Here is a 26,361-nt window from a genome sequence, read left to right on the forward strand (position 1 = left end):
GTGCACCTGTAAGGCAAAAGACGGACGTTATCGCGGATTAGGCGGGCTTCGACTTGACGAGTCGACGCGCGGCTTCTGCGACATGCGCTGCGGTGATGCCAAAGTGCTCATAAAGCTTCGGCGCGGGGGCTGAGGCGCCAAATCCGTGCATGCCAACGAAGGTGTCGGACTTGTCCAGCCATTCGTGCCACGGCTGGGCGACGCCCGCTTCAACAGCGACGCGCGGCGCTGAACCCAACACCTCATCGCGATAGGCGTCAGGCTGCGTACGGAACAATTCAAACGACGGCATCGAGACGACTGCGGCCGCAATCCCCTCCTCCGCCAATTTGGCGGCGGCTTCGATCGCCAAGCCAACTTCGGAACCGGTTGCCAGCAGCGTGACGTCACGTTTTCCTTGGGGTGCCTTCAGGACATAAGCGCCCTTGGCGCACTTGTTCTCAGCACCGTCTGCGCGAAGGTTCGGCACCGCTTGACGCGACAAGGCCAACACCGACGGCGCGGTCTTCGACTTGATCGCAAGCTCCCAGCATTCCGCTGTTTCGATTGCGTCGGCTGGACGGAAAACGAGCACGTTCGGAATGGTGCGGAGCGCACTCAAATGCTCGACCGGCTGATGCGTCGGGCCATCTTCTCCGAGGCCGATCGAGTCATGCGTCATGACGTAAACGACGCGCTGGTTCATCAGCGCCGAGAGGCGGATCGACGGCCGGCAATAGTCCGTGAATACGAGGAACGTACCGCCATAGGGAATAAACGAACCCGACAGCGCCAAGCCGTTCATCGCGGCGGCCATGCCATGCTCGCGAACGCCGTAATGGAGGTAGTTGCCTGCAAAATCGTCGGGCGTGATTGACGTGTGATGCTTCGTCTTGGTGCCGTTCGAGCCCGTCAAATCGGCCGAGCCGCCGATCAGCTCCGGCACCTTCGGAACGAGATGCTCAAGCGTCAACTGAGACCAGACGCGGGTTGCGCGTTTCGCGGTGTCGGCGGCGAATGCGGTTTTCGCAGCGGCGATTGCTTCCGCTGCCGCATCTTCTACGGCGCGTCCGGAGATCAATGCTTTCGCATCCGAATTGGCGGCGTCGAAACGCTTTTTCCATTCGCCGTGAACTTTTGAGCCGCGCGCGCCGATTGCGCGCCACGCGCCAAGAATGTGATCGGGAATATCGAACGACTGATACGGCCACTCGAGCTGCTCGCGGGCCGCTTTGATCTCATCCGGGCCAAGCGGTTCGCCGTGAGCGGACGATTTGCCCGCTTTGTTCGGCGAACCAAATCCGATGACCGTCTTGCATGCGATCAGCCACGGGCGCGATGTATCTGCCTTTGCTTTTGCAATCGCTGCTGCAATCGCTTGCGGATTGTGTCCATCGACGCTCAGCGTATTCCAGCCTGAGGCCTCGAAACGCTTTGCTTCGTTGTCGGAGACTGAAAGGTTCGTCGCGCCGTCGATCGAGATCGAGTTGTCATCCCAAAGCACGATGAGCTTGCCGAGCTTCAAATGGCCGGCGAGCGAGATTGCCTCCTGACTGATACCCTCCATCAGGCATCCGTCGCCCGCGATGACGTAGGTGTGATAGTCAATCAGGTCGCTGCCGACGCGCGCGGCCAAAAGCTTCTCGGAGATTGCCATGCCGACCGCATTGGCAAGACCCTGGCCGAGCGGACCGGTCGTCGTTTCGATGCCGGGCGCGTGTCCATATTCCGGATGGCCCGCCGTCTTCGAGCCGAGCTGGCGAAAGTTCTTGATTTCTTCGATCGTGACGCCGGGATAGCCGGTGAGATGAAGCAGCGCGTAAAGCAGCGCGGAACCATGACCGGCCGACAGGACGAAGCGATCGCGATTGGGCCACGCGGGATCGGTCGGATCGAAACGGAGAGCATCGTTAAAGAGGACCGTTGCCACGTCCGCCATGCCCATCGGCATTCCCGGGTGTCCCGAGTTGGCGGCCTGCACGGCGTCCATGGCGAGAGCGCGGATGGCATTCGCCAAAGCTCTGGTGCTCGGTTCCGGGGTGCTCACAGCCTTGGTCTGGGCTTTGCTCATGGTCGTGTCGGATCCAGTCTTTCGGCGCCCTGTGGCGCGGCTCATCGGGTTGCCGGACATTTACCGGGGTAACGGGGGGCCGTCTACCGCAGACCCCGACGCGTCCGGTCAATGTTGAGCATTTCCAAGACTCGTGCTTCAGACGAAGTGTCACGGCCGCCGTCAGAGCCGCTCCGGCTTAGCTGTGCCGTCGCGCTGGCTTTTTTCCGCCTGCGCCAATTTCGCCTCCTCGATCTCGTCGTCTCGGAAGAGTTTTTCCAACATGGCCTGGGAGGATCGCGCACGCTCGGCCAGCTTTTCGGCGTCAGAGGCGTGCTTGTAGTCCTCGTTCAAGCGCCGCTCGTCGTGGTTGCGGAATGTCTGAACCGCCCGTTGGGCGACGCGTTCGGAATAGCCAAGGCCCACCAGCAGTTCGCGCGTGAGATCGAGGGAGGCGAGAAACGTCTCTCGCCGTATTCCGGTGACGCCGAGATCGAGAAGGCGTAACGCGTGAAGACGGTCGCGTGCGCGGGCGTAGATCGGAACATTCGGGTAATTGGCTTTGACGATCGCCGCGGCTCGCATCGCGGCTTCGACATCATCGATCGCGAGCACGAACGCGCGCGCACGTCCGATCTGAGCTGCCTCCAGAACCTCCGTCCGACTGGCGTCGCCGAAGAAGGCCGTCGCACCGAAGCGGCTCACGAATTCAATCTGCTCAGCGCTGATATCGAGCGCGGTGAACGGCACGCCCTTCGCGCGCAGAACGCGGGCAACGATCTGGCCGAAGCGGCCGAAGCCAGCGATGACGACGTGGCCATCTTTCTCGGGCGGCCTATCGAACGCGCGCTGAGGTAACGCCGTCTTGGAAAGCAGGCGATCCAGCATCAGCAGGATCAGTGTGAGCGCCATCGATAGAGTGACGACGACGGCCAGGATTTCCGACGGCCTCGTGCCGAGAACGCCCGCCGCGCGCCCAACGGACAAAAGCACGAATGCAAATTCGCCGCCTTGCGATAGCGCGAATGCGAGGCGACGCGACGGCCTTGCTTCAAGTCCTTGCCAGCGGCCGAGCGCATACAGAATTCCTGCTTTCACGGCGATCAGCGTCGCCGTCAGCGTTATGATCAGCGCCGGTTCGGACGCGATCAGCCGAAGGTTCAGCGACATGCCGATGGCGGTGAAGAAGATGCCGAGCAGCAGGCCTTCGAATGGCGCGATGTCGGCTTCAAGCTCGTGCCGGTAGCTGCTTTCCGCGAGGAGCGCTCCGGCGATAAACGCGCCGAGCGACGGGGATAGCCCGACCGACTCCATGATGAGCGCGATGCCGACCACGGTCAGCAGCGCCGCAGCCGTCATGGCCTCCTTGACCTTCGACAAGGCAACGACGCGCAACAGGAAGTCGAGCACATAACGTCCGATTACGATGACGGCGACGATCGTCGCTAAGCCTTTGCCAAGCGCCAGATAGTCTATCTTGAGCGCTTCATGCGCTGCGGTCACAGCAAAATAAGGAGCGAGCGCAATCAGCGGGATGGCCGCAAGATCCTGAAACAGCAACACCGAGAAGCCGAGCCGCCCGTGGCGGGTCTGCAGTTCGCCGTTCTCCTCCATCACCTGAAGCGCGAAGGCCGTCGAGGAAAGAGCAAGAGCCGCCGCCGCAAAAAGCGCGGGTTGCCACTGACTGCCGAAGACGACGATGCCGATGGCTCCAAGCGCGATCGATGTCAGTGTGACCTGCGCCGTACCGAGGCCGAAAATGGCCTGCCGCATCGCCCACAGGCGCTTCGGGCGCAGTTCGAGGCCAATGAGAAACAGCAGGAGGACGACGCCAAATTCGGCGAAGTGAAGAACCTGTTCGGCGTCTTGCTCTGTGAAAAGCGCGCCTGCGCCGAGCGGTCCCAGCAGGACGCCCGCCACCAGGTAACCGAGCACCGCGGCAATGCCGAGCCAGCGCGCGAGAGGAGCGGCCAAAGCCAGCGCGGCCAGGAGGATGGCGAGGTCGTTGAGTGTCAAGCATCCCCCATGGCTACGCAAAATGGCGTTCGAGGCAGCGACCTACGGCTCCAAATATATGGCAGCGCCGCTGCGGGTCCCGGACAGAAATTAGGTCCTATAGGCCGATTTGAGGCCGCGACCAGGGAAGAACCTGCGTCAATTTAGAAAGTCCTCACGGCTGAGCGTGAAGCTCCGTCACGAAGCCGCCGATCTCCTGCCAGCCGTCGGTTCCGTCAGGATACCAATTGACGTTCGTATAGCCGTAGCTAAGCGCTCTCTTCGCCGCATTCCAGCTCATCCAGCAGTCTCGAAGGCAGAAAAAGACGAGACCGCGGCTCTTGTCGCCTTTGGTCAGCGCTTCGAGATGCTGACGAAAATAGGCGTCAGACGTCGAAGAGAGCACGCCGTAACCGACGTTCGGCAACCAAATCGCGTTGTCGATCGATACGTGGGTTGTTTCGCGCCAGAGCGTTCCCGCTGGCAGTTTGGGCGGTTTCGGCGGGTGCGGGTAGACGTCAATAAAAACAGCGGATTTCGCAGTCCAGAGCTTCATGGCGGCAGCGTCGGAAAGGACTGTTGCCCCTTTGAGAGTCTGCGGAACGGGGCCACGATATTCGTCCGTTCGGTAGTCGGCGGGTTCGGGAACAGTTGCGCGCACGCCTGCTGGTGCGGCTGCGGGTTCGATATCCGCAGCGAACGACGGCGGCACGCTCGCCGCTTGAGCCAGGAGGCCGAGGAGCACAACGAGAGCCGCGACGAGATTCAAATCGCGGGCGCGGGAAACGAATGGCTTCAAGGAGAAAGTCCGACTGCTGTTTCTCAGGCCAGCCTATTCCGAAAAGCTTGCCGAAGAAACTGGGCACAGAGACCTAGTGCGATTCCGCCTAGTGGGGCGCGGGCGTGGGTGCGGCCTCGGCTGGCTTTTCCGGTGTTGCAGCAGCAGGCGGTTCGCTGGACGGTGCAGCCGCCGCAGTGACAGGGCCGCGAGGCTTCGTCACCATCTCCATCGAGGTGTCGTCGTCAACCAGCAGCGGTACGCCGAAGTCGAGAAGCACTTGGTCGATATCGCCCTGCCGCTTCTTGATGACTTCGTTCAGACGCCTCTTCCAATTGTCATCGCCGTTGCGGACGCCCATCGTAATGCGGAACGCAATTTTGCCCGCTCCCGATTCATTCAGCAGCGGAACAACGACGAGTGGTTCGCCGCCGCGCGACGCCCAATAGGATGCAATTGGACCCCAATCAACGGCGACATCGATAACGCCTGAGCGGATGTCATTCATCATGTCGGCGGCCGGATTGGAAAAACGGCGATCGACCATCATCGGGTATCCGTGGACATTGCCCATCAGACCGTGTTTCGCGACGTAGTTTCCGCCAGCAGATCCCTGTACGACGCCGATTTTTTTGCCCTTGAGCCGGGGATCAGCGAGTGTCGTGACGCCGTCGAGGCCCGTACCCTTCTTATAGATCAATGCCGACGTTGAGCGGTAAATGGCATTTGTATTAAGAACGAGATCGTCGCCCTGGCCCCAGCCTATGACGAGATCGCAGCGCTTGGCGCCAAGCGTCATACGGATGAAGCCCGTTGCTTTGGGAAACCACGTATAGACGACGGGAAGTTTCAATTCGCTGCCGATGATGTCAGCAATCTTGTTTTCGAACCCCTCGCCTTTCTGGTTCGAGAAGGGAAGATCTGCGGGGTCGGCGCAGACGCGCAGCTGAGTGCGACTTACAAGATCGGCGCGTGGAACGTCTGCGGCTTTCGCCGGAATTGTCGAAGCGAAGATCGAGCCTGCTGCGAGCAAGGCGATCATCTGCCCAATTGTGCGAAATTCCTGAAGCGCTTGTTTCCTCACGAGCGGCGACCTCATTTTATTGTTTCTTTTCTGCTCAGCCGGATCGCAACGATAGCAATGGCTGGCGAGTGGGAAGCAGTTTATCTGCTTTCGATTTTAATATGGGAGGAGCCCACGTCCGCGCCTAGATCGCGGGCTCCTATCTTTCCAACTTTCAATGTCAACTTACCGGCATCATTAGCCAGTGCAATCGTCGGCCGACTTGCGCGCCTCAGGCGAAATATCTTCGCGGCCGTTGGGGCGTCCTGCCGGCATGACACCGAGCGAACGCGCTTTGATGTACGTGTAGATGTCGTCGATGTAGCACATGATGTTGCGGTCTTCACCGAAGGCCGGCATCACGAATTCGGTACCACCGCGGTTCTCACGCTTGCCGCTCGAAACTGTTGCGATGAACGTGTTGTAGTCCATCGTCTTGAGCGAGTCTGCGAGAGAGGGTGCAAACGTGCTGCCCAGCGCGTTCGGACCGTGGCAAACGTGGCATGCGTCGTGGTAGCGGCGGAAGCCATTCCACGTGCCCCAATCGACCATGTAATCCTTTGTTACGACCGGCTGAGGATCGCCATCCTTATTGCGATAACGGCCATCTTCCCATTTTACGCCGTCCATCGTCTTCGCGAGTTCGCTGACGGGGTTCGGAACAGCAGCGTCGCCATCCGGCTTACGAGAACCTGGCTTCGCTTCTGCTGCAGGATCTGCAGCGGCTGCCGCCGGTGCATCTTTCTTCGGCGTTTCCGCGGGCTCACTCAGAGCGGCGCCAGCGCCGGCGCATACGAACAGGGCTACGGCGAATGCACGACCAAACTTATTCACGAGCGTCCTCTTCTCTTCTTGTCGGATAATTTCTTGGGATATATCGAAAACCATTATGATGGTTTTATAGTTCCAATTTCTATTAATCCAATAATCGCCCGCAGCGATAAACTCAATGCTGCGAAAGACTGATTTAAATCCCTGTCCTATTTGTAATTGTTATTTGTCAGGCCAGGCATTTGAACCGGGCGTGAGTGCCGCCGCCGAGCGATGCATCACAAAAGGCCGGCGCAGGTTTCCCCGCGCCGGCCCTTATTCAGAGAGATCCACTAGGGCAGTGCAAAGACCGTCAGCGAACCACCGAGGTTGGTGTACTGCTTGAGGCCAGCGTAGCCACCCACAGCACCGAGACCATCGGTCGGGTTCGTCAAGCCAGCTGCGAGACCGATACCGGCCCAGCCGCCAACACCCGAGAACACTGCAACGTACTGCTTACCACCGTGGGTGTAAGTCATAGCGTTGCCGATGATGCCCGAAGGTGTCTTGAACTTGAACAGTTCCTTGCCGTCCTTCTGGTCGACAGCTTTGAAGTAGCCTTCAAGCGTGCCGTAGAAGGCGACGCCGCCAGCGGTTGTCAGAGCGCCTGACCAGACCGAGAACTGCTCGGGCTTCGACCAGACAATCTTACCCTTCACGCCGTCCCAGGCGATGAAGTTACCCATACCGCCGTGGCTGTCGGGAGCCGGGAACATGGACAGCGTTGCGCCAACGTAGGGCTGGCCAGCTGTGTACGAAACCTTGAAGGGTTCGTAGTCCATGCACACGTGGTTCGTCGGAACATAGAACAAGCCTGTCATCTTCGAGAACGAAGCTGGCTGCTGATCCTTAGAGCCGAGAGCCGCAGGGCAGACGCCCTTCGTGTTGACGTCCGGTCCGTTCAGGAACGTCGAGTACTTCGCCACGACCTGAGGACGACCATATTTCGGATCGTTCTTGTCCATGACGACGTGCGTCGCCCAGTTCACTTGCGGATCATACTTTTCGGCGACGAGAAGTTCGCCGTTCGTGCGATCCCAGGTGTAACCGAAGCCGTTACGGTCGAAGTGCGTTGCCGTCTTACGCTTGGTGCCACCGAAGTCGAGTTCGGCCAGGATCGGCTCGTTGATGCCGTCATAGTCCCACTCGTCGAACGGCGTCATCTGGTAAGCCCAACGTGCGATGCCGGTGTCGACATCACGAGCAAACATGGTCATCGACCACTTCTGGTCGATCTGCTTGCCATCCGGTCCCGCGCGCTGAGCGGGGTTCCAGGTCGAGGGGTTACCCGTGCCGTAGTAGATCAGGTTGAGTTCGGGATCGAAGGCCATGTAGCCCCACGTCGAACCGCCACCGATCTTCCACTGGTCGCCGTTCCAGGTCTTGAGCGACGAGTCTTTGCCAACCGGCTTGCCGAGCGACGTCGTCTTTACAGGATCGACCAGGATGTCAGAATCCGGACCCATCGAGTAGGCGCGCCAGGCTTTCTTGCCCGAGTTGATGTCGTAAGCGGTGACATGGCAACGAACGCCGAATTCAGCGCCCGAAATACCGATGACAACCTTGTCGTTGACTACGAGCGGAGCGCCCGTACCCGTTTCGCCCTTCTTCGGGTCGCCGTTGACGACCTTCCAAAGCTCTTTACCGGTCTTGGCATCGAGCGCGACGAGCGAGGTATCAGCCTGATGGAGGAAGATCTTGCCTTCCGCGTACTGCACGCCACGGTTGACCGTGTCGCAGCACATTACGGGGATGACTGAAGGATCCTGCTTCGGTTCATACTTCCAGATGATCTTCTGCTCATCTGCCAAGTTCAGCGCGAATACGATGTTCGGGAACGCCGAATGGAGCCACATCGTGTCGCCGATGACCAGCGGTCCACCTTCATGGCCACGGAGAACACCAGTCGAGAACGTCCAGGCCACTTTGAGCTGGCCAACGTTTTCGGTCGTGATCTGATCGAGTGTCGAGTACCGCGTACCCGCGTAGTCGCCGGACTGGATAGCCCAGTTATTCGGATCACTCGACAACTTGATCACATCTTCGTTCGCCCAGGTGGGCGCCGAGAATGCGACGGTTGCGAGCAAACCACATGCGAATGCACTCTTGCGCATTGCGCTTCCTCCATTTTTGAGAATCTTGCCACGCTTGCAAGTTGAACCCGAGGCTTGCCGATTTTTCCCGACACCAGAAGGACTTTGCGGGATTATTTCCCGTCTTAGCCTTGCCAGATGAGGAGCCCCTCACGGATCTGTGATGAACTCGGTAGTATCTCGTGAACAGGCCGCATGTAGACACTTTTCTCTAGGGTCTGCAACACATCGTGCGACGATTGCTCCACCGTGGCAAAATAGGGCAATGCCATTGACCCAAAAAACCCCAGTAAACAAAGGGATAATTCGCAGTGCAGCAAAAATGGTGCGTTGCACGTCTAGTTGGGAAGATTAGGAAATTTCTTGATAGGTCGATCACGAATTCTCGCGATTTCGTGAAGATCTGTGAGTCAGAAGCGGGTTTCCCGAAGACCAATATATAACTCGGCAATTCGACGAGGCGATTAGTAATGCCCATTTCCAGCATAAGACTAACCCGGCAGGCGGTTCTACGTGGGCTTGCGGCGACCGCCGCTCTCCCGTTGCTCAGCAATCGCCGCGGCGCTTTGGCGGCTCAGTCGCTGTCGGAGATCGCACCCGGTGTATTCGTTCACGTCGGCGAATACGCGTTGCCGGACGCCGATAACGGGGGCGATATTTCGAACATGTCAGCCGTGGTCGGCGATACCGCCGTGGCGGTCATCGATACGGGCGGCTCGTATGCGATCGGGAAGCATTTTCTGACCGCCCTGAAAGGACTTACGGATAAACCGGTCCGCTACGTCATCAACACGCACATGCACCCGGATCACGTCCTCGGAAATGCGGCGTTCGAAGGGGCGGACGTCACGTTCATCGGCCATCACAAGCTGCCGGCGGCGCTTGCTGCTCGTGCGGACACTTACATGCGGCGCGCCCGCGAAAACCTTAGCGAGTCCGAGTTCGAGGGAACGAAAATCGTGCTTCCGACGCGCACCGTCGCGGACACGCTGGATCTCGACCTCGGCGGACGAACCTTGAAGCTGACGGCACGCCCGACGGCTCACACCGACAATGATCTAACTGTTCTGGACACCACGACGGGGACGTTTTTTCCCGGCGACCTGCTCTTTTGCGAGCACGTCCCATCGCTCGATGGATCACTGGTCGGATGGCTCAAGCTCATCCCAATCCTCATGCAGGAACCTGCTGTGCGGGCCGTTCCGGGGCATGGACCGAAATCGGTTACATGGCCCGACGCGATCAAGCCGGAGCAGCATTATCTCGAAACGATTGCCGCCGACGTTCGTGCTCAGTTGAAGGCTGGAAAATCTCTGGAAGACGCCCTTGCGACAGCGGGGCAATCAGAAAAAGGCAACTGGAAGCTTTTCAGCGACTACAACGGCATGAACGTCACCGCTGCCTTCACGGAGCTGGAATGGGAATGAGTTGCAGAGGGCTCGATTGAGACTAGCTGGAGCGTCAAACGTCGCGTAACGGCGCGCAAGTGGTACGCAATTTTTTGATCGCAAATAGGCCGATCTGCGTCCCGGCCTCGACCGAGACGAGATCGCGGAGACCTATCTCGTCAGAAGCAGCGGAGTTCGCCTTCGACTTGCGCGCGGCGCATCGTTTTGACCTTCTCCTGCATCTGCGGATTGTGCGTCCAGGAGACGTTCTCGCCGCCTTTCAGTCCGATGGACAGCAATGTCTCGGCTTCCTCGTAGGCCTTCCAGGGCAGCGTTGCTGCGATCTGATCGATCGAGCAGGAGCACTTTTCCAAGACGTCACGAGTCTGTCCGTTCACAGCCATGCACGCATAGACGTAATCCGCACGCGCCACGGTCGGGTAATCGTTGGCGGGTAGATCGTCTGCCGAGCCAATCGAGGGGCACAGCGCGATGGCGAAGGCTGCGGCCATCGCCGCGAGCGGCGCTTTTATTGTTGTTTTCATTTCACTGCTCCCACGCCATCGAGGGTGGTCGTCTCAATCAGGAACGGCGCCGTCGCGTCGGTGCTTTTGAAGGTCGATACCATCTCGGCGAAATAGCCGGGAATCTTGTCCGACAGAGCGATTGTAAAAACTGCGTTCTCGTAGCCGTTCATCCGAGTTTTGGCCGGGTCTTTTTCATAAGGCATGGCCTTGATCTGATAGCCGTCGACGTCCTGGCCCTTGTAGCTGATTTTAACTGGGGCGACGGTGGCGCCGGTTCCGAGATACTGGCTGAACATGTTCTTGAGATAGGCGCCGTCACCGCCGGCGAGCTGGCGAAAATGCGCGACAGCGTTGTCGAGAAAGACAACGAGGACCGGATTTCCATCCATGTCGGTGATGCGTTGCGGTTCGCGCGCCCGGTCGCCGGAATAGACGTCCACACGCACATTCTTTTTGCCCGGCGCGCCGTCGCCCTCCACTGTCACCTTGATGTCGTCTGAGAACCCGGCACCGAGCATCTTCTCGTCGGATGGTTTGCGGACGAATTTGTAATCGAGGACCGTACCCGGGGCGACTTCGGCAATGTGCGCGCGGTTAAACAGGACGTCCTTTGCACTCGGGACGCTTTCGGCGGCAATGGCGGGCACGGAACAGACGAGCAACAGGGCAATTAGTTTTGCGCCGCGGCGCATAAAGCTAGGCATGTGAGGCGGTCCTTCCAGGGTGGATTATTTCCCGCTTTAGCGAGGCGGCCCGGCAATGGCTAGATAATGTTGCAAACATATTGAAACGAAACGGACGTGCAATTGCCGGTTTTTCCCCAAAATGCCGTATAGGCAGGCGGGTTGAAACTTAAAAGGCAGTAACGTCAGCTAGCGAAGAAATTTGCCAAAGGCGCGCGGACCATCGCCGACCTTCGCTTTGCCGACCACCGTCAAGGTTTCGGGGTCCAGCCGGATCAGCTGATTGTCACCCCAGCATGCAATGTAGATGTTTCCGCTGGTCTGATCGGCCTCGATCCCTTCCGGGTGATCGCAGGCATCGATTGTTTTGACGACCTTGATCGTCGTCAGGTCGAAGACCGTTACGGTTCCGCCGTACTGATCGGTGACGAAGCCGAGATTTCCGGTCAGCGCGACTGCATAGGGCCGCCTGCCCGTCGGAAGTGAGCCCAGAACGCGCCGTTCTGCGATATCGATCACCGTCACGTCATTGCTTTTGACGTTCGCGGTGTACGCCTTCTGCCCGGCAGTATCGATGGTTATGCCGAACGGGCGGGAGCCGACGCTCACGGATTCAATCTGCTTCCGTCCAGCAATATCGATGATTGAAACTGCATCGCTGTCGCGGTCGGCGGATAGCAGCAGGCGACCATCGGGCGTCACCGCCAATCCCGAAGGCGAGTTGCCGACCGGAATTTCGGCCACAACGGCCATGCGTTCCGCATCGATCACCGATACTTTGTGGGCATACCAGTCCGCGACGTAGACTTCGGGTTTCGAGGGATGAGCGGCCACACCCAGAGGCGCGCCACCCAGCGCCAGTCGCCGCTTAACGGTGCGAGCGACGGCGTCAACCTCGATCAGTTCCTTGCTGTCGGGCGCGGTGACGTAAGCGAGGCTGCGGTCTGGAGACAGTGCGATGCCGGCCGGCTTGCCGCCAACTTTGATGACCGAAACTTCTTTCATCGTTTTGAGATCGACGACGGAAAGCGTGTCGGCCGGCTGATTTGTCGTCAATGCCTCGTCCGCCGCCGCCGTGGACACTGCGCCGAACGTAAGAACGGCGAAGGCCCAGGAACGGTGGAACGAAGCTTGTTTGCTCACTTGCCGCCTTCGATTTTCGCCTTCACGGCCTCGAGCGTGCTCTTATAGAGATCCGTCACAGCCTTTTTCGACGCTTCGTCGCTCAGCTCCGGCGGCGGGTCGTTGTTCATGAAGCCGCGATAGAACGCGCCGTGCCATTCCAACGTCGACTTGTCTCCATTGGCCGTCACGGTGATCTTTGACGAATAGTCGTTAACCGGAAGAACCTTCACGTCGACCTTCGTGATCTCGTAACCGTACGTGTGGTTCGCAGCGTCATACTTATTGAGGGTTTCCTCGATGACGCCGCCGCTCTTCAGCGTGAGGGTGCGCGTGGCGTTAACATCGTTCCCGCCCTTACCTTCGGTCTTGGCGACGGCTGGGACCCAGCTCATGTCCTGAAAATTTCCGACAACCGCCCAGACTTTATCTGCCGGGGCGTTTATCTCGATAGACTCGCTGACCTTCTGACGCGAGGGACCATGGGCCGAGGCGGCGACGGGCAATAGGCTCAAAAGGGCTGCGGTGGCGATCGCCAAATGTCTTAACATGCGATTTCTCCCGGGATTCACGTCTTTGATCAAAAATTTTGAGTGTGCTTCGGCGCGTTGGCCGAGGCGGGACCTTACGCGCCCAGAGCTTCTATCGGAAAGACGGCAAATTGTGTCGCAGGTCTGCTCATTCCTTAGACACGCTTGACCGCAAACTTCAGAGTTGATTTACCTCCGCAAAGCTTTGATCGAATCCCGCCGACGCCCAGTGCGGTTCAAGAGGTGCAGTTTGAATTCCGAAAAACCGAGGAACGGCGCGAACCACTACGAGAATGTTGCTTGTCCTTTTTGCGGGATCGCTTGCGACGATCTCGATATCGGGCCGTCGGGCAACGGGCTGAAGGTTCTCAAGAATGGCTGTGCCAAATCCGTCGCGGGCTTTGAACGGCCTCTGATCGAGCGCAGTCCGCAGATCGACGGTAAGGATTGCTCGCTTGAAGCCGCGGTGGCTGAAGCCGCGAAATTGATCCGCGGGAGCCGCCTTCCAATCTTCAGCGGTCTTGGCACCGACGTTCAAGGCACGCGTGCGATCCTGGCGCTGGCGGAAAGCGGCGGCGGTGTTATCGATCACGCATTGAGCGACGCCGCCTACCGGAACATTCGTGTGCTTCAGTCGAGCGGCTGGCTGAACACATCGCTGACGGAAGCGCGCAACCGCGCAGACCTCTTCGTGATTGCTGGCGCCGACGTTCCCAGTTTGCATCCGCGGTTTTTCGAACGCATCGTTTGCAACGAAGAATCGATGTTCTCGGATACGCCGCCGAAGCGCACCGTCATTTTCCTCGGCGAAAGCCTGGATACATCGGCTGCAACCGGCAGTCGGATCGGCGAAGTCATTACGCTTCCGTGCAAAATCGATCGCATCGGTGAAATTCTCGATGCGATGCGCGCGCTCGCTAAAGGCGCGACCGTTTCCGGCGATACGATTGGCGGACTGCCGCGAGCGGCCGTCGAAGATCTGCTGGCGCGCTGCAAATCGTCGACTTACGGCGTGATGGCGTGGGATCCTAACAAGTTCGATTTTCCGGCTGGCGATCTGACCGTTCAAGCCATCTGCGAATTCATCAAAGATCTCAATCTCACGTCGCGGTTCGCTGGGCTTTCGCTCGGTGGCGCCGAGGGCATCCCTTCCGCAACTTCGGTTTGCGCCTGGCAGTCAGGTTATCCGCTGCGCGTGTCGTTCGCTTCGGGCAAGCCGGAGTTCGATACCGAGCGCTACAATGCGAAGCGCATGATCGAAAACAAAGAAGGCGACCTGCTCGTTTGGCTGGCGTCGTTCGGCGACGATCTTTCGCCACCCGATACCGACTTGGCGACGATCGTCCTGGGTGTTCCAGGGCTCAAGCTCGCGCGGACGCCTAAAGTCTTCATTCCGGTCGGCACTCCCGGTGTCGACCATCACGGCTCCGTCATTCGCGTCGATAACGTCGTATCGTTACCGCTCAAGAAGCTCAGACAATCGAAGCTGCCCGCAGCGACTGATGTCCTAGCTTCGATCGAAGCCGCCCTTTAGTTCAAATTCGAGATCAAGAATGCTCATTAAACTCACCGGCGGCAAAATCTACGATCCAGCGAACGGCGTCGACGGAGAGGTCCGTGACATCTTCATTCAGGATGGGCGGATCGTAACGCCTTCACCGGATGCCAAGATCGATCACGAATATCCGGTTCATGGCCGCGTGATCATGGCGGGCGGCATCGATCCGCATTCGCATATCGGCGGCGGTAAAATGACAATCGCCCGTATGATGCTGCCGGAAGATCATATCGGGAATGAGTTCGCGCGCACCGATCTCACGCGCGCGGGTGTGGGTCACGCAATTCCCTCGACGATGACCGCCGGTTATCGCTATGCCGAGATGGGTTACACGGCCGCGTTCGAACCGGCCATGCTGCCAGCCAACGCGCGCCAGGCGCACATGGAACTGGCGGATACGGCAATCATCGACAAGGGCGCGTTTGCGATGCTCGGGTCGGATGATTTCTTCCTGCGCCAGCTTGCGGGCAAAGCCGACTTTTCCGCGATCAAGGATTACATCGCCTGGACGATGCACGCGACGCAGGCTCTGGCCGTCAAAGTCGTCAATCCGGGCGGCATCAGCGCGTTCAAGTTCAATCAGCGCAAGCTCGACCTCGATGAGAAGCACACCTTCTATGGGGTTACGCCGCGCGATATCATCCTCAACCTGGCGCGCGGACTGCAGGAACTCGGGGTTGTTCACCCGATCCATATTCACGGCTGCAACCTCGGCGTTCCGGGCGGCGTCGAGACGACGCTTGCGACGATCAACGGTGCCGAAGGCCTGCCGATCCATCTGACGCACATCCAGTTCCACAGCTACGACACCGAAGGGGACATGAAGTTCTCGTCGGGCGCTGCTCGTGTTGCCGATGCTGTCAACGATAACAAGAACGTCTCGATCGATGTCGGGCAGGTGATGTTCGGACAGACGTGTACAGCGTCTGGCGACTCTATGCGCCAGTTCGTCAATACGAAGTCCGCCACTCCGAAGAAGTGGGTGGTGATGGATATCGAATGCGACGCTGGCTGCGGCGTGATCCCGTTCAAGTATCGCGACAAGAGCTTCGTCAACGCGCTGCAGTGGGCCATCGGGCTTGAGCTGTTCCTGCTCGTCAAGGATCCGTGGCGCTTGTTCCTGACGACGGATCATCCGAACGGCGGGCCGTTCACGTGCTACCCTCACCTCATCCGGCTGCTGATGGATAAATCGTTCCGTCAGGAAGCGATGCAGATGATCAATCAGGACGCGCTGAAATATTCGTCGCTTGGTTCGCTCGATCGCGAATATTCGCTGTATGAGATCGCGATCATGACGCGCGCCGGTCCTGCGCGGAGCCTTGGCCTCAAAGACCGCGGGCATCTGGGTGTTGGCGCGTGCGCTGACATCACCGTCTATGATGACAATCCGGATCGCGAAGCGATGTTTGCAACACCCGAGCTGCTCTTCAAGAATGGTGAGCTCATCGTGCGCAACGGCAAGATCATCAAGGTCGTCAACGGCGCGACGCACGTTGCGCGTCCGGCTTACGACGCAAAAATCGAAAAACAGCTCTCCAGCTATTTTGAGTCCTATAACACCATGCGCCTCGAGAACTTCCGCGTGTCGGACGATGAAATCCGAAACGATGGCCGCGGCTCATTGATCATCCAGCCGACCGGAGCGCGCGTAGCATGAGCACGACCGTCAACGGCATTCAGATCGACGATACCTTCGCCGAAGCTTTCGGCATGAGCGGCACGGGCATCATCATCACTGCCGACTCAATGAAATGGGCACGCATCGCGGCAACTGTCGCGACGGGCTTCGGCACCTCGGTCATCGGCTGCGGCGCAGAATGCGGCATCGACCGCGAGCTTTCGCCGGACGAGACGCCGGACGGACGCCCGGGTGTTCGCATCCTGATCTTCGGATTTTCGCCTGATGCGCTTGTTCCACAGATCAGAAACCGGATCGGTCAGTGCGTGCTGACCAGCCCCGGCTCCGCCTGCTATGCGGGCCTCAAAGCCGCGCAATCCATCGGCCTCGGTAAGGCGCCGCGCTTTTTTGGCGACGGTTTTCAGACCGCAAAGAAGCTTGGCGACAGCCGCTACTGGCGCGTGCCGGTCATGGACGGCGAGTTCGTCGTTGAAGAAGAAACCGGTGTCACCACGGATGCGGTCGGCGGCGGCAACGTGCTGATCGTTGGAAAGGATCGCGCGGGTCTGCTCGAGACGGCAGAAGCCGCTGTTGATGCCATCGCCAAGATCGACGATGTCATTACGCCCTTCCCTGGCGGCATCGTGCGCTCCGGCAGTAAAGTCGGTGCGAAGTACGCGGGCATGTTCGCCTCGTCGAACGACGCGTTCTGTCCGACGCTGCGCGGCACCGTCAAAAGCGAACTCGGACCGGACACGCTCGCCGTTCTGGAAATCGTTATCGACGGCCTGACGTCAAAAGCTGTCGCAGACGCCATGCGCGCCGGACTTAAAGCCATCACCGACACAGGGGCAAAGCGCGGCGTAACCCGCGTGACCGCAGGTAATTACGGCGGCAAGCTCGGACAACATCACTATCACCTGAAGGAATTGATCTGATGAGTGGCCTTACGCTCCGGCTCAAGGCTCCCGCGAATGAGCGAATCAATCTTTCCGGTATTACGCCGGGACGGCTCGCGGCGCTTTCGGCTCACGAAATCGCGCGGCTCAATGTCGGCTTCGACAAGGTTGGCTTGCCCCTCGGTGATGCGTTTGACGTCAGCGGATCCGCTGGCGAAACACTGACGATCGAAGGTTCAGGCGCGCAGCTCGATTATGCGGGCAGCGAACTCGACTCGGGCACGCTGCGCATCGTTGGCAACACGGGTGCCTATACGGCGCGCCGGATGTCTGGCGGTAAACTCGAGATCCGCGGCAACGCTGGAGACTTCCTCGCCTCCGGTATGACCGGCGGCATCATCCATGTCTCGGGCAACGCTGGAAATAGCGCGGGTGGCTTCATTCCCGGTGATCGCTTCGGCATGCTCGGCGGCATTGCGGTCATCGAAGGCAATGTCGGCATGCGCGTCGGCGAAAAGATGCGCCGCGGCACGATCATTGTTCGCGGCAAGACGGGCGAAGGCGCAGGCTCGCGGATGATCGGCGGCACGATCTGGGCCGAGGGCGGCATCGGCCCGCGTCCGGGTCTTATGATGCGGCGCGGCACGCTTATCGGGCCGAGCGTCGAAGAACTGCTTCCCACGTTCGCCGATTGCGGCAAACACGATCTCGTGATCACGCGCGTTCTGTCGTGCTACCTCAAATCAGTTCTGGGTGATCTGGCGCCGAAGCCTATGCCATTGTTCGTTCAGAAGATTGGCGGCGATCTCGCAACGATCGGACGGGGTGAAATTCTTCTGCCGGCATCGTGATCGCGACCGGTCCTCTGCGTCATCTGGCGGGACCGGAAGCGTTTCGATTGGTGTTCCCCAGACGTATACTGATTGACCGTCCGGCGCTGCTCGCTGCGGTCTTCACGTCTTCGAGGGATACATTCGGTCATGTATGCGATCATCCTTTCCGCTTGTCTGTCGAGCCAGCCCGCGGTTTGCCGTGACTATAAAATTTCGATCGATGCCGCGATCGACCAGCTGCATTGCGTGACGGACGCCCCGCCCTACTTTGCGAAGTGGACCGAGGATCATCCGGGCTGGAAGATCACGAAATGGCGCTGCGGCGCGGCGAGCGAAGACGATATTTGAGTTTAAGATCGAGCACGCCAAACGCGAGCTTCAGGGTATCAGCCCGAGTGCGATATCCGCTTGCTTGTGCTTTGCGGGAGCTTCCACGCCGCTGACCTCAATCACGAACTTCTGACGGATCGCGCGCTCGAAATCCCCGTATCCCTGCGCTGGCAATACGAAGCTGCCCGCACCTGCCATCACATGCTGACGATACCAGGTTTCCAGCGGATGGGGCCCGCCCGGCTCAGCCTTGCCCAACAGAGGGCCGATTTCCGGCGTGTCGAGAAGAACCGGCAATCCGTTGATCGTGACGCCGTTCTTGACGAGTTCATCGCGTACCGCTTCGATCGGCTCGTCAGCGTTGCAATTGTCCGGGCCATCGCCCGACACGTCGACAATGATCCGCGATGCCTTTGCTGGAATCTGCGGAACGATCTTATCATTCACCGAGCGCAGCATGCGCGTCATGCAGGTGAACTCGCCACCCTGATGCGGAAGATTGCGCACGCGTTGTGCGGCTGCCAGTGCATCGGCCTTGGTTGCGATGCGTATCCAGGGCAGCGCAAACGCCGGTTTGTCGGCCCAAGTCACCATTGAAAAGAGAATTCCGCCAGCGCCGCCGCCCGTCATCGCGTCGATGACCGCCGGATCTTCCAGCGCTTTGGCGATGCCTTCCATCTGAAGCTTGTAGCGCGCCTCATCGACGGAATTGGATACATCGACCGATACCACGAGTGCGGTATCAACCGGCGCTGTATCCTGTGCCATCGTTTGCGGCGCCGCAAATAGGGAGGCAGCCATTATCAACGCGCCGAGCGCCGCTCGCAAATGCCATGCTCCTTCAATCGCGCGGCTCGGTTTGCCTAGCCGCGCAGGGCTTTTCAGCCCGCTGAGCTTGAGCCTAGCAAACCGGTATTTGCCCGCCAAGTGGCCATTGCTCGACCCGGCATATGTTCTATCGACTAAGCCGATTGGAATTCGAAGATCGGCGGCATGTCGCGAAAGAACGGGGTCATGCGATCCTTGCCCGACAGTTTCGCATCCGCCTCGCTTACAGGCCACGGGATTGCAATTTCCGGATCGTTCCAGCGAATGCCGCCTTCGCTGTCGGCGTTGTAATACGCTGTCGTCTTGTAGATAACCTCAACGTCGTCAACCAACGTACAGAAGCCGTGCAGAAATTCCGGCGGCACCCAAAGCTGCCGCCAGTTATCGGCTGAAAGTTCGACGGCGTTGAAGCGTCCGTACGTCGGCGAGCCGCGGCGGGCATCGACCGCCACGTCGAGAATAGCGCCGCGCGTCACGCGAATGAGTTTGCCCTGCGCATACGGTGGGCGCTGATAGTGCAAGCCGCGGACCGTTCCCTTCTTTTTCGAATAGGAATGATTTTCCTGGACAAGCGTGCCCGATCCAACTGCGGCCTCCAGTTTGTCGACACGAAATGTTTCGGAGAAAAAGCCACGCTTGTCAGCAATGCGCTTCGGTTCGATCAGGAGCAATCCCGGTATTGCGAGCGGAGATATCAGCATGTCACTTATCGTTGCTTCAGGATGCGCTGTAGATAGTGACCGTATTGGCTAGATCCAAACCCCTGAGCGAGAATACTCAGCTGCTCCGCGTCGATAAATTTCTGCTCGAACGCGATCTCTTCCGGGCAGCAAATACTGTAACCCTGCCGAAGTTCGATCGTACGCACGAAATTGGCGGCGTCGGTTAGTGATTCAGCGGTTCCCGTATCGAGCCACGCGAAGCCGCGTCCCATTTGCGAGACGCGCAGGTCTCCGCGCTCGAGGTAAGCACGATTGACGTCGGTAATCTCATATTCGCCGCGCGCGGAAGGCGTGAGGGATTTCGCGATCGAGACGACGTCGCGATCATAGAAATAGAGGCCCGTGATCGCCCAATTCGAACGCGGAGCGCGGGGCTTTTCCTCGATGCTGAGAGTGCGGCCGCTGGAGTCGAACTCCACCACGCCGTAGCGCTCAGGATCGGGGACATGATAGGCGAAAACCGTAGCGCCCGATTTCTGCGCGGCGGCTGACTTCAACAGTGCAATGAGCCCCGCACCATAGAAGATGTTGTCACCCAGGATCAGACTAACGCTGTCATCGCCAATGAACTCTTCGCCTATGACGAACGCCTGCGCCAAGCCATTTGGAACTTCCTGCTCGGCGTAAGAGAATTTTACGCCCCATCGCTCTCCTGTGCCCAACAGGCGGCGAAACAGCGGAAGATCATGCGGCGTCGATATAACCAGGATATCGCGAATACCGGCAAGCATCAGCACCGATACCGGATAGTAGATCATCGGCTTGTCGTAGACGGGCAGAAGTTGCTTTGAGACCGCGAGCGTCATCGGATGAAGTCGCGTGCCGCTTCCGCCCGCGAGAATGATACCCTTCATGGTGGGCTCACGTCCTCAGTTTGCGAGAGCTGTTGCATGCAGCGCGCCAGCCCATCTCGCCAGGCTGGCATCTCAATACCGTAACATCTTTCGAGCTTCGATGTATCGAGTCGCGAGTTTGCGGGGCGGCGTGCCGCTGTTGGATATTCGGACGTCGTGATCCGCTTCACACGAGCGGTTGGACCGTTCATCTCGGCAGACAGTTCGAAGATCGCCTCGGCGAACCTGGCCCACGTCGTTGCACCGCTGCTTGCAAGATGGAATGTTCCGCGCAGATCGTTTGCGTCATTCGACACGAGCTGGCGCGCAACTTCGATAATCGCATCTCCGATATCCGCAGCGAACGTCGGCGCGCCGACCTGATCGTCGATAACCGATATTTGGTCGTGCGTGCGCGCAAGGCGCAGCATCGTACGCAGAAAATTGGTGCCCGCCGGTCCGTATATCCAGGACGTTCTTAGAATTGCATGATTGCGGCTGGCGGCGCGAACCGCCTCCTCGCCCAGCCATTTGCTTTGTCCATAAACGCCGAGCGGCGCAACGCCGTCCGTTTCGACGTAGGGAGCCGGCTTCGATCCATCGAATACGTAATCGGTCGAGATTTGAATCACTGGGACGCCAAGTTCGGCCGCAGCGGCCGCTATGAATCCGGCCCCCGTCGCATTGATCGCGCGGGCGACTTCCGGCTCGCTCTCCGCCTTATCGACGCCCGTATATGCGGCGGCATTGACGATAGCGTTGGGTGCGATTGCTGCGATGCCTTCGGCGATATCCGCGCGGGCAAGGTCCCACTCCGGACGCCCGATCGTTATCACGTCGAGATTCTGAACATTCGACGCCGCGCGTTTGAGCGCGGTGGCAACCTGCCCCGTCTTCCCTGTTACGAGCAGCTTCACGCTAGGTCTCGCCCTCCAGAAACCCGACGATCGTCTTTCAGTACCTAGCTAGCTTGCGGACCGGAAACCCTCGTCGCCGCTCGCCGATACGCTCGAATCTACGTCACGAGGAAGCACCGCGTCATGCTATCGTGCTTCGCGCTGAATCGGTCAATCGGGAACCGGAAGAACGGGGACCTCCCACTTACCTTTCGGAGACGCGCTGCTCGTGTCTCGATGTGGTCTTGCCGATGGCCTTTTTTCCTGAGCCTGCAGGGAAAAGATGCACACGGCGGATCACGTTTGCGTCAGTCGTCGTGCTTCCCCGTTCCCTGTGCTTGATCGGCTCGCCGTTCTCCCCAACATCGCAACAGGATTTAGTTATGGAGATACGGGCATGCGCTTAGCAATGTGGATGACTTTTGGGGCTCTGGCCGTTCTCGGTGCCTCGACCGCCTTTGCGATGTCCGTGGCTTTTGAGGACAATAAGCTGAATTTGAAGGACTGCGATGGCACCGAAATTTCGGTGCGTTGGAATGGAGATAATTTCTCCCTCGCGTCGGACGGGAAACCTCTCGGCCGTTCGCACGCATCCTTCAAGTCGGTTGACTGGGACGGCGCTTGCCAGACCGTGAGCTGGAACGTCGACCAAGCGAAATTCGTGATCGACACCGGATCGGCGAAGACGTCGCCCATCGTGAAATTTGTAGCGTTGGATGGCGCACGGTGGGTCGGCATGCGCAATAGCGACGGCTTCTTCGTAACGCGCATCGCTCACGATGGGCAGGATGTTTCGGAAACGCGGATTTCGGAAGTTGCGGCGTGGCTTGCGCGCACGAGCAGCCAATTCACCCCCGGTGAGGAGCTGGCGAAACATCTCACCGTGACGGAATAGCCGCCCAACCGGCGCAAATTCTTCATCTGCACGAACTCGGCGGTCAGTGGCGCTATCAGCATCTTGCGGCGCTGTTGGCCGCTGCGCGCGCCTCGAATGGCGCGTGGCTAAGCGGGAACGTATGTCAGCCTGACAACGTCCTCACCGATCACATCGTTCGCCACGCGTCGGAGCGGCGGCCGAGGGCCAGAGAAGAATGGCTTGCCGCGCCCAAGCACGACGGGGTGGAAGTAAAGTCGATACTCATCGATAAGGCCCAGGCCTGTCAGGCTTCCCGCAAGGTCGGGCCCAGCGACGGCGATCTCTCCAGCGTGCTTTGCTTTCAGCGCGCGTATCGCCGTCTCGAAGTCGTGGTCGATGAGGGTGGCGTTGGGGCCGACGGACTTTAATGATCCGGACACGACCCACTTCGGCTGCGCCCGCCATACGGCTGCGAATTCATGTCGGTCGGCGTCCCACTCGGAATGGTCTTCATCCCAATACCGCATCACCTCGTATATCCGGCGGCCATATATGCTGCCGGTCAGGTTCCGAACATGATCTGTCCAATGAAGAAACAGGACGCGGTCAGGTTGCATCTCGTGCTGATCGACATAGCCGTCTAATGACTGGTTCATTCCAAAAACGAACTTCGCCATGTGGCAATCTCCGCCGCGCGCTCTATTCGACATAGCTTATGGCGCTATTACGCGGACAGCGAAACTCCCGCCGATACTTGGCAGGCGCTCGCTCTATCGCTATGACGGCCCCCGGTTGTTTTTTTGAGTGGAGCGGATGCCTTGCATTCCCACGATAGGTTTCTTCTGTGTTCCCTGAGAGCAGGGCTTAACGATACTCTTTGCCAAATCGAAAAGTGTCGTCAGTACGCCAGAACGTTCGGCCGCACCCTAATTATTGACGCCGCTAATTCCGGACTTATGGGAAACTTTTCGGACTATTTTGAAATTCGACCGTCTGACGTAACGATCATTCCATCCGTCGACGCCGATTGTCTGAACATCCTGAATCAACTGGCTTGCCTACCGCATGAAGTTTCGGGGCGGATTGGGACTTACAAAGCTCAATTCATGAGAGACGGCCGGAATAATGTGGACACCCTTACGGGGACATCGCTTACGTTCGACTTCTCGTGCGATCACGCCGAACCTTTGTTGCTGCACGATCAAAGCAGCGGCGGCTCGGCGTCCCAATCTCTCATCCGAGATTTATGGTTTTCTCCATCGGTGGCCGAGGCCATTCAGAATGCCATGCGCGACATCAAACCGGGATATGTGGCGATCCACATTCGACATACCGACTATCAGACAGACTATCGGGCGTTTATCGAATCCATAGCCAACGACTTGATCGGGAAGCGTGTCCTGATCTGCACTGACAATCCCGAGGTTCGATCCTTCGTTGTCGAAAGCTTGCCGCAATCCGAGCCGTTTTTCGTAACGGAGATTGTTGAGACCGGCGGAAAACCGCTGCACGTCAGCAGATATATTACCTCGGACGACGATCGGCGCCGATCTGCAATCAATTCGCTGATTGATCTCGCGGCTCTGGGAATGGCCGATTCCGTTTTATATACGGGCGTCACGAGGGGCTGTGTATCTGGCTACTCTCGCTTGGCGTCGTTCCTTTGCAAAAATAAAGACGTTCTTGAAAACCTGCTCCATTACGCAAGAATGCCCGCCGACGAGCTCGAATAAAAGAGCGATAGCCGTGCTGATCTCGAGCTAACTGATACTTCTGTTGTGCCGACTGTCCACGGCGCAATGATGCGCGTCGCGAGACGAACGAGTGACCCGCTTAAAGGATGCCAAACATATCAGTGGGAGAATAGGGAAAATTGAGCGATTCCAACAGCGTCAAGCGCTGTTGGCGCTCCCTAGGGGAGTCGAACCCCTCTTTTCAGAATGAAAATCTGACGTCCTAACCGATAGACGAAGGGAGCGGCCCTCGGCTGAGAGGCACCCTATAGTCGGCTTCGGGCGTCTTTGGCAAGCATACCGCTCCACCTATTTCCTGCGACAGGATGGTCGTTGCGCGCGATATCCAGATTTAGGCCCGGTTCGGGCTTAACTTCAGGATTGGCGGCGCGGATCGGCCGCATCCTCGATCTGCATTTCGATGCGGTCACGCCCGCCCCAGGTATCGCGCCTGAGGTGCCCCGCCACGTGCAGGGGCATGCCCCCAGCGCCCATCAATAAGTCGCCCAGAGGCTGTCCTACGGCGCGGAACGCGATGGCGTCGATGCGGGCTCCATCGCCGCCTTCGAGGATGACACGCGCATGCGCTTCTCCCGCGAGCTTGGCGAATTTCACACGGTGTGCGGGCAGCACGAAGCGGGCGTCCTTATTGCCCTGCCCGCAGGGGCCAAGGCGTTCGAGGAGTGTCATCAGTTCGGGCGTTGCTCCGGAGGCCACAAGCGCGGCGTCGATGTCGAGGCATGACGCCTCCGAGGATGGACCTCCCGTCGAGACGAGATTGGCCAGCATGTAGCTTTCGAATGCCGCCAGCGCACCCCGCGAGACAGTCAGCCCTGCAGCCATGGCGTGACCGCCGCCCTTCAGAAGCAGGCCTTCAGCGGCTGCGGCGCGCACCGCACGTCCCAGATCGACGCCGGGAACGGAACGCAGCGATCCGGTTCCATTTCCACCTGCTGAGGACTCGCCGTCCCAAGCGATCACGCACGCGGGCCGACGGAAACGCTCGACAAGGCGGCTCGCGACGAGACCGACCACGCCTTTGTGCCAACCGTCCGCGGCGACGACCAGAATCGTGCGCTCCGGGTTTTCACTCATTTGGCGGTCAGCAACGGCCATCGCTTCTTCAAGAACGGCCGTCTCGATATCGCGCCGCTCCTTGTTCAAGCGATTGAGAAGTTCCGCAATGCGCTGCGCCTCGACCGGATCGTCGGTCGATAGCAGCGTTGCGCCGAGCGCAGCGTTGCCGATGCGGCCGCCTGCGTTTATGCGCGGTCCGAGAATGAAACCGAGATGATACGGCGTCGGCGCAGATGTAAGCCCTGCCGCATCTGCGAGAGCCGTCAGACCGGCGTTCTCTCGCGCATGCATCACCGTCAGCCCTTTTTTGACGTAGGCGCGGTTCAATCCGATGAGCGGCACGACGTCGGCGACGGTTGCCAAGGAGACGAGATCGAGCAGCGCAAGAAGATCCGGCTCGCGCGTTGCCTTGTAGAAACCGCGTCGGCGCAATTCGCGCGTCACGGCGACAAGGACGAGAAACACGACGCCCGCCGCGCAGAGCGCCCCCTGCCCCGAGACGTCATCCTGACGGTTCGGATTGACGAGCGCGACGACTTCAGGAAGCTGCTCGTCAGCCTGGTGGTGGTCGATAACAACGACATCCACGCCGAGCTCGCGCGCCAGCGCCAGCGGCTGATGGCTCGTCGTTCCGCAGTCCACCGTGATGATGAGTTGTGCGCCTTCCTTCACCAGCGTTTCAATAGCGCCGGGATTGGGGCCGTACCCCTCGAACAGGCGGTCAGGAATGTAGATGCGCGCATCGCTGCCGTGATGCGCCATAAAGCGTTTGATGAGCGCCGAAGAGCACGCGCCGTCGACGTCATAGTCGCCGAAGACCGCGACCTGCTGTTTCGCCTGGACGGCATCCGCGATACGCGTCGCGGCCTTATCCATGTCGCGCAGAATGCTCGGATCCGGCATCAGCGCTTTCAATGTCGGATCGAGGAAGGTCGCGACATCGTCCAGCGTCACGCCGCGCGCAGCCAGGATACGGCCCATCAGCTCCGGCAATCCGTGACGCTGGCTGATGGCGGTTGCCGATGCTCTGAGTTCTGGGCGAAGGCGTTCGCGCCAAATGTAGCCACGCGCGCTCGCTGCCACGCCAAGAAATGGCGCCGCTCCGTCTTCGCTTTCGATTTGAACTGCCGACACCTGTGCTGAGCGCACTGGACCCT

General features: G+C 59.2%; 24 protein-coding genes and 1 tRNA gene. 8 read left to right on the forward strand and 17 right to left on the reverse strand.

All coding sequences use genetic code 11. The annotated features are described in order from the left end of the window. Positions 1-37 precede the first annotated feature (37 nt). From tkt to DLM45_RS00110, 6 genes are all read right to left on the reverse strand, one after another. Entirely contained in the window at positions 38-2,050 is a 2,013-nt protein-coding gene (tkt, locus tag DLM45_RS00085) for a transketolase (protein WP_181334981.1), read from the reverse strand. 162 nt (positions 2,051-2,212) lie between these two features. Then, on the reverse strand, positions 2,213-4,045 hold the full coding sequence (locus DLM45_RS00090) for a monovalent cation:proton antiporter-2 (CPA2) family protein (protein WP_181334982.1): 1,833 nt from the start codon (positions 4,043-4,045) through the stop codon (positions 2,213-2,215). Positions 4,046-4,199: 154 nt separating this feature from the next. Further along, the gene (locus tag DLM45_RS00095; protein ID WP_425485225.1) at positions 4,200-4,712 is read right to left on the reverse strand and encodes a PQQ-dependent catabolism-associated CXXCW motif protein; all 513 of its coding nucleotides are present in this window, start codon (positions 4,710-4,712) and stop codon (positions 4,200-4,202) included. Positions 4,713-4,911: 199 nt separating this feature from the next. Beyond that, complete coding sequence (locus DLM45_RS00100) at positions 4,912-5,901, reverse strand: substrate-binding domain-containing protein (protein ID WP_246317079.1); 990 nt, start codon at positions 5,899-5,901, stop codon at positions 4,912-4,914. A 162-nt stretch (positions 5,902-6,063) separates the two neighbouring features. Beyond that, the gene (locus tag DLM45_RS00105; protein ID WP_181334983.1) at positions 6,064-6,699 is read right to left on the reverse strand and encodes a c-type cytochrome, methanol metabolism-related; all 636 of its coding nucleotides are present in this window, start codon (positions 6,697-6,699) and stop codon (positions 6,064-6,066) included. A 269-nt stretch (positions 6,700-6,968) separates the two neighbouring features. Continuing rightward, positions 6,969-8,789, reverse strand: coding sequence for a methanol/ethanol family PQQ-dependent dehydrogenase (locus DLM45_RS00110; protein WP_181334984.1), 1,821 nt, complete (start codon positions 8,787-8,789; stop codon positions 6,969-6,971). 449 nt (positions 8,790-9,238) lie between these two features. Between DLM45_RS00110 and DLM45_RS00115 the strand changes: the two genes are divergently transcribed. Next, complete coding sequence (locus DLM45_RS00115; protein WP_181334985.1) at positions 9,239-10,195, forward strand: quinoprotein relay system zinc metallohydrolase 2; 957 nt, start codon at positions 9,239-9,241, stop codon at positions 10,193-10,195. 140 nt (positions 10,196-10,335) lie between these two features. Here DLM45_RS00115 and DLM45_RS00120 read toward each other — a convergent pair whose 3' ends face one another. The 4 genes from DLM45_RS00120 to DLM45_RS00135 form a co-directional block, all read right to left on the reverse strand. Then, positions 10,336-10,701, reverse strand: a complete 366-nt coding sequence (locus DLM45_RS00120) for a hypothetical protein (RefSeq protein WP_181334986.1) — start codon at positions 10,699-10,701, stop codon at positions 10,336-10,338. Further along, positions 10,698-11,387 carry a hypothetical protein gene (locus DLM45_RS00125; RefSeq protein ID WP_181334987.1) on the reverse strand — a complete coding sequence of 230 codons (690 nt, stop codon included), beginning with the start codon at positions 11,385-11,387 and terminating at the stop codon, positions 10,698-10,700. Before DLM45_RS00125 ends, DLM45_RS00120 begins: the two co-directional genes overlap by 4 nt. A 168-nt stretch (positions 11,388-11,555) precedes the next feature. Further along, positions 11,556-12,509: a YVTN family beta-propeller repeat protein gene (locus DLM45_RS00130; protein ID WP_181334988.1), complete on the reverse strand. Its 954-nt coding sequence runs from the start codon at positions 12,507-12,509 to the stop codon at positions 11,556-11,558. Further along, the gene (locus DLM45_RS00135) at positions 12,506-13,039 is read right to left on the reverse strand and encodes an SRPBCC family protein (RefSeq protein ID WP_181334989.1); all 534 of its coding nucleotides are present in this window, start codon (positions 13,037-13,039) and stop codon (positions 12,506-12,508) included. Before DLM45_RS00135 ends, DLM45_RS00130 begins: the two co-directional genes overlap by 4 nt. A 229-nt stretch (positions 13,040-13,268) precedes the next feature. Between DLM45_RS00135 and DLM45_RS00140 the strand changes: the two genes are divergently transcribed. The 5 genes from DLM45_RS00140 (at position 13,269) to DLM45_RS00160 (ending at position 18,277) form a co-directional block, all read left to right on the forward strand. Further along, entirely contained in the window at positions 13,269-14,552 is a 1,284-nt protein-coding gene (locus tag DLM45_RS00140) for a formylmethanofuran dehydrogenase (protein ID WP_181334990.1), read from the forward strand. A gap of 19 nt (positions 14,553-14,571) precedes the next feature. Next, on the forward strand, positions 14,572-16,236 hold the full coding sequence (locus DLM45_RS00145) for a formylmethanofuran dehydrogenase subunit A (protein WP_181334991.1): 1,665 nt from the start codon (positions 14,572-14,574) through the stop codon (positions 16,234-16,236). Beyond that, complete coding sequence (gene fhcD / locus DLM45_RS00150; protein WP_181334992.1) at positions 16,233-17,135, forward strand: formylmethanofuran--tetrahydromethanopterin N-formyltransferase; 903 nt, start codon at positions 16,233-16,235, stop codon at positions 17,133-17,135. The genes DLM45_RS00145 and fhcD overlap by 4 nt, the downstream gene beginning before the upstream one ends. After that, positions 17,135-17,947 carry a formylmethanofuran dehydrogenase subunit C gene (locus DLM45_RS00155; RefSeq protein WP_181334993.1) on the forward strand — a complete coding sequence of 271 codons (813 nt, stop codon included), beginning with the start codon at positions 17,135-17,137 and terminating at the stop codon, positions 17,945-17,947. The genes fhcD and DLM45_RS00155 overlap by 1 nt, the downstream gene beginning before the upstream one ends. Before the next feature lie 129 nt (positions 17,948-18,076). Beyond that, positions 18,077-18,277 carry a hypothetical protein gene (locus tag DLM45_RS00160; protein WP_181334994.1) on the forward strand — a complete coding sequence of 67 codons (201 nt, stop codon included), beginning with the start codon at positions 18,077-18,079 and terminating at the stop codon, positions 18,275-18,277. A gap of 30 nt (positions 18,278-18,307) precedes the next feature. Here the strand turns inward: DLM45_RS00160 and DLM45_RS00165 are convergent, their stop codons facing one another. The 4 genes from DLM45_RS00165 to rfbD all read right to left on the reverse strand — a co-directional run bounded on the left by DLM45_RS00165 (position 18,308) and on the right by rfbD (position 21,559). Then, positions 18,308-19,060: a DUF1194 domain-containing protein gene (locus tag DLM45_RS00165; RefSeq protein WP_181334995.1), complete on the reverse strand. Its 753-nt coding sequence runs from the start codon at positions 19,058-19,060 to the stop codon at positions 18,308-18,310. 161 nt (positions 19,061-19,221) lie between these two features. After that, positions 19,222-19,788, reverse strand: coding sequence for a dTDP-4-dehydrorhamnose 3,5-epimerase (rfbC, locus tag DLM45_RS00170; protein ID WP_181334996.1), 567 nt, complete (start codon positions 19,786-19,788; stop codon positions 19,222-19,224). Positions 19,789-19,793: 5 nt separating this feature from the next. Continuing rightward, on the reverse strand, positions 19,794-20,663 hold the full coding sequence (gene rfbA / locus DLM45_RS00175) for a glucose-1-phosphate thymidylyltransferase RfbA (RefSeq protein WP_181334997.1): 870 nt from the start codon (positions 20,661-20,663) through the stop codon (positions 19,794-19,796). Next, entirely contained in the window at positions 20,660-21,559 is a 900-nt protein-coding gene (gene rfbD / locus DLM45_RS00180) for a dTDP-4-dehydrorhamnose reductase (RefSeq protein ID WP_181334998.1), read from the reverse strand. Before rfbD ends, rfbA begins: the two co-directional genes overlap by 4 nt. Positions 21,560-21,935: 376 nt before the next feature. Between rfbD and DLM45_RS00185 the strand changes: the two genes are divergently transcribed. Then, complete coding sequence (locus tag DLM45_RS00185) at positions 21,936-22,433, forward strand: hypothetical protein (RefSeq protein WP_181334999.1); 498 nt, start codon at positions 21,936-21,938, stop codon at positions 22,431-22,433. Positions 22,434-22,540: 107 nt separating this feature from the next. On the opposite strand, the gene DLM45_RS00190 is transcribed toward DLM45_RS00185, so the two are convergent. Next, on the reverse strand, positions 22,541-23,071 hold the full coding sequence (locus DLM45_RS00190; protein WP_181335000.1) for a dihydrofolate reductase family protein: 531 nt from the start codon (positions 23,069-23,071) through the stop codon (positions 22,541-22,543). A gap of 513 nt (positions 23,072-23,584) precedes the next feature. On the opposite strand from DLM45_RS00190, the gene DLM45_RS00195 reads away from it, so the two are divergent. Beyond that, complete coding sequence (locus tag DLM45_RS00195) at positions 23,585-24,127, forward strand: O-fucosyltransferase family protein (RefSeq protein WP_181335001.1); 543 nt, start codon at positions 23,585-23,587, stop codon at positions 24,125-24,127. A 170-nt stretch (positions 24,128-24,297) separates the two neighbouring features. Here DLM45_RS00195 and DLM45_RS00200 read toward each other — a convergent pair. Further along, positions 24,298-24,372, reverse strand: a tRNA-Glu gene (locus DLM45_RS00200). Positions 24,373-24,502: 130 nt separating this feature from the next. Then, a complete protein-coding gene (gene recJ / locus DLM45_RS00205) occupies positions 24,503-26,353 on the reverse strand; it encodes a single-stranded-DNA-specific exonuclease RecJ (protein WP_181335002.1) in 1,851 nt (616 codons plus the stop codon). Between the last annotated feature and the right edge of the window lie 8 nt (positions 26,354-26,361).

The sequence above is a fragment of the Hyphomicrobium methylovorum genome (assembly GCF_013626205.1).
Lineage (GTDB): Bacteria > Pseudomonadota > Alphaproteobacteria > Rhizobiales > Hyphomicrobiaceae > Hyphomicrobium_B > Hyphomicrobium_B methylovorum.